Source organism: Aneurinibacillus aneurinilyticus ATCC 12856 (genome assembly GCF_000466385.1).
GTDB lineage: Bacteria > Bacillota > Bacilli > Aneurinibacillales > Aneurinibacillaceae > Aneurinibacillus > Aneurinibacillus aneurinilyticus.
Genome location: NZ_KE952709.1, coordinates 1 through 5,526, shown reverse-complemented (window position 1 = coordinate 5,526; position 5,526 = coordinate 1). Strand labels below are relative to the sequence as shown.

At 37.6% G+C, this 5,526-nt stretch carries 2 protein-coding genes; both read left to right on the top strand.

Annotated elements, in window-relative coordinates; translation table 11 throughout:
• Positions 1 to 273: 273 nt before the first annotated feature.
• Positions 274 to 873, top strand: coding sequence for a class D sortase (locus tag HMPREF0083_RS04625; RefSeq protein ID WP_021619917.1), 600 nt, complete (start codon positions 274 to 276; stop codon positions 871 to 873).
• A 16-nt stretch (positions 874 to 889) separates the two neighbouring features.
• Positions 890 to 5,425: a collagen binding domain-containing protein gene (locus tag HMPREF0083_RS04620; RefSeq protein WP_051354532.1), complete on the top strand. Its 4,536-nt coding sequence runs from the start codon at positions 890 to 892 to the stop codon at positions 5,423 to 5,425.
• Positions 5,426 to 5,526: the final 101 nt, after the last annotated feature.

The window sequence follows — 5,526 nt, the reverse complement described above, 5'->3', positions numbered from 1 at the left end:
GTACGCGTCACTCTTTTCTATCCATCTATGGATAATCAACACCCTTGAAACTGTACAGAAAATGTACAGATTACCTATATATACTGTGAATACGTATTTTTACTTCAAAGTCTCGACATTTTACTTGGCACAGACTGTATATACACTACAGAACTTCAGCAAGTGAACAGGGATCGATTCTGAAAATTCCGCAATGGACTTTTGAAACTACAGGGACATAGGGAGGAGAAGATGTACATGAAAATGATTTAGGAAGGGGATAGGAAGTTGCGCATGGCATGGAGTGTGGGATTTTTAATTACAGGTTTATTCTTACTTTTTTATCCTCAAATTGAAAAGGAAATTTTAGATGCCAAGCAAAAGGAACTGATTGAAGCTTTCGAGCAGCTAGGTAACACAAGCGCACATTTAGAAACTGCTTCAACAACAGAAGTACAAGCAAATCAAGCTCAAGACCAAATAGAATGGCTAGACGGAGCAAGAGGGGTTATCCGAATTCCTAAAATAGATTTACAAATGCTGATTTTTGAAGGGGCAAACGAAACTTCATTAAGCAAGGGAATTGGCATGATTGAACCCGAAAAGGAATTTGGAATTAATAATGTTGGGCTGGCAGGACATCGTGCAGTAACCCATGGCAGGTTATTTAACCGGTTAGATGAGCTTGCGCCTAACGATGAAATTGAAATAAAGACAAAAACAAATATTTATGAATTTGTCATTGTGCGAACATTTGTCGTGGATCGTAAAGAAGTGGGAGTTCTTACAGACAAAAAGGAGCCATATTTAACTTTAGTAACATGTACACCCATCGGTAAAAAGAATCCGACAGATAGATTAATTGTGCAGGCAAAATTAAAGAATAAAGGATAATAGCATGGAGGTTGCTATGAAAAGAAGTCGTGTCATTCTACTAATGATTCTACTCATTGTGCATAGCTTTATGGGGCCTTTGGCAGTAAGTGCTAATGTGGATCATGCACTCGCTTCTGTCAATGAATCCCAAAATGCATCGGACGAAACAAGTAAAGAAGCTACAAATGAAACAAAAGATGCAGAAAGCCCGGGTTCTAAGGAAGATAACAGCACGAACGAACCTAAGGATACAGAAAAACCGGATTCTAACAAAGATAACAGTGCAAACGAAGGAAAGGATGCGGAAGTTCCGGGTTCTAAAGAAGATAGTAATGTAGTACCGGGCGGTTCCAATCCAGAAGAACCGAAAACAGTTGAAGAAACTGTACAACAGGAACCTGCTTTACCAGTTGCCAATACGGAAATAACCGAGAATATTTTAACGGATGCCGAATTAACTTTTGAAGATAAAAATGGTAATGAGGCAGGAAGCGTTGATCGAGAGACCATTATTGCAGTGAAATACAAATGGGCACTTAAAAATAATCATGGCTACACGGCTGGAGCAACTTACAAATTCAACCTTCCCAAAGAACTTGTGGTGTATGAGGCCATTACAAACGAACCACTGTTATTTAATGGTGAGGCAATAGGAACATTCTCTGTTGACATGAATGGATTAGTTACAGTGGTTTTTAATGATTTCATCGAAAAGCGTTCAAATATTAGCGGAACGATGGAAGTTTTATCGAAAATAAGTGAAAAAGTTGTTGTAACAGAAGACAAAATAGTTAAAGTAATTCCAATTGTAGGTGGAGTATCAAAGGACATACCGATTACATTCCATCCAAATGGCTCGACCATTGATAAGCAGGGAATTCCAAATAAATCCTACAATACGGAAAGCATTGAGTGGACGGTTAACTTCAATAAAAGCCTAGACCCGATCAAAAATGCTGTCCTAAAAGACCCGATTCCAGACGGGCTCGAACTACAAGAGGGTTCGATTAAGGTTTATAAGTTGATTACGAAATTAGATGGTACTGTTGAACAAGGCAATGAAGTTACATCTGGATTTACAATCGGAAAAACAGATGGTAAAGATTTCGAAATCAATTTTGGAGATATTTCAACAGCCTATCGTGTCGTCTACACAACAAAGGTGATAGATCAAGATAAGACGGAATTTGTAAACAAAGCGGTTTTATCAGGCGATGGTTTTACGGATAAAGAAGCGAGCGCATCAGTAGGCGTTAAACGTGGTGTTGCTTTAGAGAAAAAATCGGCAAATTATGATCCAGCAACCCAAATCATCACATGGGAAATCAAATACAATTATAATGAAAAGTCTATCGCGCAAGCAAATGCGCTGTTGAAGGATTTCTTCAACAACACGCAGGAACTGATAGATGGCTCATTTGTAGTAAAGAAAGTAATAATTGATGAAAATGGTAATGAAAGCGGATCAGGAGAAGTGTTTACAAATTACACGGTCACTCCAAAATCTGAAGGGAATAAAAACGGCTTCTGGCTTCAATTCAATCAGGATATTAACGAAGCCTATAAAATTACCTATCAAACAAAAGCAAAAGATCGCATTTTCGATAGTGAAAAAATCACAAACGAAGTAGAAGCAGGCGACAAAAAGGCTAAAGGAACGAAAGAGATTTATCAACAAATCTTATACAAATCAAACTATAAAGACAAAACAGATTATAAGGAAAAAACAACAACCTGGGGTATCTCTTTCAATGTAGACAGTCACTTAATGAAAAATGTGAAGCTAGCAGATACATTTCCGAATAAGGGGCTTGTATTGATTCCGGATACACTTAAAATCAGCAATACAAAAGGAATTTTGAAAATCGATGAAGATTATCGTTTAGTCAATAAGGGCGAAAATGGTTTTGAAATTGAGTTTCTACACGAGATTAATGATCGGCATTATATCGAGTATAAAACAACATTTAATTATGAAGCTCGAACTGACAAAACGAAAAACTATTTAGAGAATGAGGCAGTTATTACGTGGATTGATGAGAATGGTGAGGAGAAAACAAAAAAATCAACCGCAACATTCACACCAGATTCTTACACACAATCCAATGGCTTTAAAAATGGTAAGTATAACGCTGTTACTAAAGAGATCACCTGGAATATTGGGATTAACTATAATCTTAAGACCCTTGAAAAAGCATCTGTTGAGGATGAAATCCTTGGTAACCAAGTAATTGACCGTAAGTCCTTAAAGGTCTTTAAAATGACCTTAACAGGCGGAGAGAATGGAACGAAACGGGAAGAAGCTATTGAAAATAGCGACTATAAAATTGATTGGGATCCAAATGGTAAGCCAGGTTTTAAAGTGAGCTTTCTAAACGAGATTAAATCTGCGTACTTAATCGAGTATAAAACAAACTTGAACGATCAGCTCATTAAAGATAAGTATGACAACACAGCGACACTTAAAGATGGTGAGGATAAAGTAACCGATCTTTCAGCGAGTGTATCTGTGCCGCATGGAGGAAAGTATACGGGAAAATCTGGTGAGCAAAACGGAAAAATTATCGATTGGAAGGTTGAAATCAACTTTGGGCAATCGAAAGTGTCAAATGCAAAAGTAGTCGATAAACCAAGTGAGAATCAATCACTGCTTGAGCAGTCTTTCCATCTGTACGCTACCTCAGTAGCTGAGAACGGAAAAGTGACGAAAGGGACGGAATTAGAACAAGGTGTCGATTATACACTTGAATTTAACAATGATGGCTTTGAGCTTGTTTTCAAAAAAGATATCGACAAACCGTATATTTTAGAGTATCAATCTCTTATTCTTGCCAAGGTAGGAGATAAGGTTAATAACGATATTAAGTTTACAGGTGACCAAATTACCACTGAAACTACCAAATCTACATCCACTATTATCGTAAAAAGAACAACAGGCTCTGGTACTGGGAGTGGCGAAGTTGGTAAATTGGAAGTAATTAAGGTTGATGCTAAAGCTGGTGAAAACGGTAATAAGAAAAAGCTTGAAGGTGCAACCTTCTCGCTTATTGATTCAGAAAGTAAGGCAGTTATTAAGACAGCGACAACTGACGCTAAAGGTAAGGTAACGTTTGATAGGCTTCTGTACGGCGAGTATCTTTTAAAAGAAGACAAAGCACCTGAAGGCTATGTTGTGGGAATTAATGATACAAAAACGGTTGAAATCAATAAAGCAGACAACACAGTAGAAATCGCCAATGAAAAAATTAAGCAAGCAGTTGAATTAACAAAATTTGGTGATGATAAAGATAAGGATGGCAAAGCCTTCAAACTTAAAGGTGTAGAATTTGAACTTCAACGTAAAGAAGGCTCGGATTTTATCAAAGTAGGTACACATACAACTGATGAAGATGGTAAAATCGTTGTTGCTGACCTTAAGGCTGGGGAATACCGGTTCATCGAAACAAAGGCCCCAGAACATTATTTGTTAGATAATACGCCAGTAGAATTTACGATTGTAGATAACCAGACCTCTATAGTTAAAGTTGAGAAGGAAAACAAAAGAGGAAAAGGAAATCTAACTGTTGTTAAAGTGGATGCAGCCAATCAAAAGGTTGTATTAGAAGGGGCTGTGTTTAAACTTTACAATAGTAAGGAAGAGGAAGTTGCAACAAAAACAACTGGTGCAGATGGAAAAGCCACCTTTGAGAACCTGCCTTATGATCAATACACACTAAAAGAAGTAACTGCTCCAAAAGGATATGCAATTGATAAAACGGAAGGAAATCTTACCGTTAAAATCGATAAAGAAAAAAATGATGTAACGATTAAAAACAATAAAATTATTCGTGCATTCAAATTGAAAAAAGTCGACACAAACAATCCGCATATTGGTCTGAAAGATGCCGTATTCAAACTAATGTACAAGAAATTGAAGACAGACGAGTATGCACTTGTTGAAGGGAAAGATAAATTAACAACAGACGGAAATGGCGTAATTTATGAAGAAAACCTTTCCGAAGGCTACTATCAGCTTATTGAGGTAAAAGCTCCTTCAGGTTATGTACTGGATAGTAAGCCAATTGAATTTATCATCGAGAAAGAACAAATTAAGGTGTTAGATTTAACAAAAACAAACAACCCGAATAGTCCGGGAGGTTCAGGAGGTTCAGGAGGCTCAGGAGAAGGAGGACGGGACAAATCGCGTGATCCGGAACCAGGCAAGCCGAATGATCCGGCAACTCCAAACAACCCAGACAAACCGAATAATCCGGGAGATCCAAACAATCCAGACGAGCCAAATTATTCAGGAGAGCCGAACAACCCGGGTGAACCGAATCATTCGGAAGGTTCAAACACCCCAGATGAGTCAAATCATCCGAGAGTTCCAAATATTCCAGGCGATTTAGTATCCGTAAATAATCCAAATACTGCAAGGAACCCAGATACTGATGAAACATCTTTGCTGGAACCACGTAATGTATTACCCCAAACAGGAGAGCAAACAAGAATGGGTACACAATTTGCAGGTATTGCTTTAATCCTTATTGGAATTGGGATTATGGTTTATAGAAGAAAAGCAAAAGCATAATAAACTTTGAGGACTATTGATTGGCTTATGCTTATCATAGTCCTCTTTATGTATGGTTCAGAAATTGTTTATCACGCCTGTTGATTATCCATAAGGTGGAA